The following is a 2,327-nucleotide window of genomic DNA, read 5'->3' as shown; positions in this document are numbered from 1 at the left end:
TTCACCCTGCGCGACTTCGCCGAGATCGCCCAGCGCACCCCCTACATCGCCGACCTGAAGCCCGGCGGCCAGTTCGTGGCCAAGGACATGGGCGAGGCGGGCGGCATGCCCATGCTGCTGAAGACCCTGCTGGAGGGCGGCCACATCCACGGCGATTGCATGACCGTGACCGGTAAGACCATCGCCGAGAACCTGAAGGACGTGAAGTGGCGCGACGACCAGGTGGTGATCCGCAAGGTCTCCGAGCCCCTGTCGCCCACGGGCGGCGGGGTCGGGCTGTGGGGCTCGCTCGCGCCCGACGGCGCCATCGTCAAGGTGGCCGGCATGACCAGCCACCGCAGCCATCGCGGCCCGGCCCGGGTGTTCGACGGCGAACAGGCCTGCTTCGACGCGGTCGAGGCCGGCGACTATAAGGACGGCGACGTCCTGGTCATCCGCTACGAGGGCGCGCGCGGTGGTCCGGGCATGCGCGAGATGCTGTCCACCACGGCGGCCATCTCCGGCCAGGGGCGCGGCGACAAGGTGGCCCTGGTCACCGACGGGCGCTTCTCGGGCGGCACGCGCGGCCTCTGCATCGGCCACGTGGGTCCCGAGGCCCAGATGGGCGGTCCGATCGGCCTGGTGAAGGACGGCGACATCATCGCCATCGACGCCGACGCCGGGACGCTGGACCTGGAAGTCGATCCCATCGAGCTGGAGCGCCGCGCCAAGGACTGGAAGCCTCGAGTGACCAACTACCAGTCCGGCGCCCTGTGGAAGTACGCCCAGGTCGTGGGCCCCGCCCACCTGGGCGCGCTCACCCACCCCGGCGCCGAGTTCGAGACCCACGTCTACGCGGACCTCTAGGCCGATGCGCACGCTCGGCCTGATCGGCGGGATGAGCGCGGAGTCGACGACGACCTACTATCAAGCGTTGAACCGGCGCGTTCGCGAGCGGCTGGGCGGGCTGCACTCGGCGCAGCTGGTGCTGTGGTCGGTGGACTTCGCGCCTATCGCGCAGATGCAGGCGGACGGCGATTGGGACGGCGCGGGCGCGGCGTTGGCGGAGGCGGCCACGCGGCTGGAGGGCGCGGGGGCCGAGGCGATCTTGGTCTGCACCAACACCATGCACAAGGTCGCCCCGGCCATCGAGGCGGCGACGGGCGTTCCGCTGATCCACATCGGCGACGCCACGGCGCTGGCGGTTAGGGCTCGTGGCGGCGCGCGGCCGCTGTTGCTGGCCACCCGCTTCACCATGGAACAGGACTTCTACAAGGACCGCCTTCGCGCGCGTGGCGTCGAGGCCCTGGTTCCCGACCAGGCCGATCGTGATCGCCTGCACGCCATCATCTATGACGAGCTGTGTCAGGGGATGGTTGAATCCCGTTCCAAGCGCGAGGTCCTGGCCATGATCGCCAAGGCTGCCGGCGCCGACAGCGTCATCTTTGGGTGCACGGAGGTGGGGCTGCTTCTGTCCCAGGCCGATGTCGAGCTGCCGGTCATCGACTCGACCCTGGTCCACGTCGAGGCCGGCGTGGACTTCATGTTGTCCTAGGGGCTCCTGCGAGCGGGGCCGGTCTTGACGATATAGTTGCGATATGCGTTAAATATTGCGGCCTTGATGAAGGAAATCGCCATGCCCCTCGATCTGGAGAGCACCTATCTCAGCCTGGATGGACAGGGTGGGGTCGCGCGCCACGAGGGCGGCGAGAACTTCTGGCGCACCATGGACCAGAACCCGGAGATCCTGGGAACGCTCCTGACCGCCATGACCGGCGAGGGAGATTGGCCGCAATGGGAGATGCACCCGGAAGGTGACGAGATCCTGATCCTGCTGGAGGGGCGGCTGACCATGATCCTGGATCGCGACGGGCGCGAGAGCCGGGTCGAGATGACGCCCGGCGCGACGCTGGTGGTTCCCAAGGGCGCGTGGCACCGCGCCGTCGACCAGCAGGGCGTGCGGATGTTGTTCGTGACCTACGGCGCCGGCACGACCCACCGGCCGGCCTAGGGCAGAGCGGCGACGCCGAACATGTAGGGGTGGCCCCAGAGCAGGGCCGCCCAGATCGCCACCGCCAGCACGATGCGCCACCAACCGATCTCACCCAGCTTCAGAGGTTGCTTGCCCGCCGCGATCGCGGCGAACGGCACGTTGGAGGTCTGGGCCGCGAATCCGTCCCAGGTGGCGCCCAACACCCGCTTGCGCTTGGCGTCGATGCTGGAGGTTCCAAACAGCGCCAGGACCAGCATGGCCCCGAACAACACCAGGCTCGCCCGGTCGCCATTCACCAGCAGATGGCCCGCGGCCCAGATTGCCACACCCCACAGGAACGGGTGACGGGTGATGC

4 protein-coding genes are annotated in these 2,327 nt (G+C 68.8%); 3 read left to right on the top strand and 1 reads right to left on the bottom strand.

The features are described from left to right. From RMO04_RS19650 to RMO04_RS19640, 3 genes are all read left to right on the top strand, one after another. Positions 1-846, top strand: an 846-nt coding sequence (locus RMO04_RS19650) for a dihydroxy-acid dehydratase (protein WP_309646462.1), incomplete at its 5' end; no start/stop codon positions are given. Between the two features lie 4 nt (positions 847-850). Next, the gene (locus tag RMO04_RS19645; protein WP_309646461.1) at positions 851-1,534 is read left to right on the top strand and encodes an aspartate/glutamate racemase family protein; all 684 of its coding nucleotides are present in this window, start codon (positions 851-853) and stop codon (positions 1,532-1,534) included. Positions 1,535-1,615: 81 nt separating this feature from the next. Further along, on the top strand, positions 1,616-1,990 hold the full coding sequence (locus RMO04_RS19640) for a cupin domain-containing protein (RefSeq protein ID WP_309646460.1): 375 nt from the start codon (positions 1,616-1,618) through the stop codon (positions 1,988-1,990). Here the strand turns inward: RMO04_RS19640 and RMO04_RS19635 are convergent. After that, positions 1,987-2,327 (bottom strand): NnrU family protein (locus tag RMO04_RS19635; protein ID WP_309646459.1); only part of this gene is annotated, 341 nt, incomplete at its 5' end. The genes RMO04_RS19640 and RMO04_RS19635 overlap by 4 nt on opposite strands.

It is taken from the genome of Phenylobacterium sp. (assembly GCF_031412415.1).
In the GTDB taxonomy this organism is placed as follows: Bacteria; Pseudomonadota; Alphaproteobacteria; order Caulobacterales; family Caulobacteraceae; genus Phenylobacterium.
The sequence above is the reverse complement of the archived record's forward strand: the minus strand, read 5'-3'. Positions and strand labels throughout refer to the sequence as shown.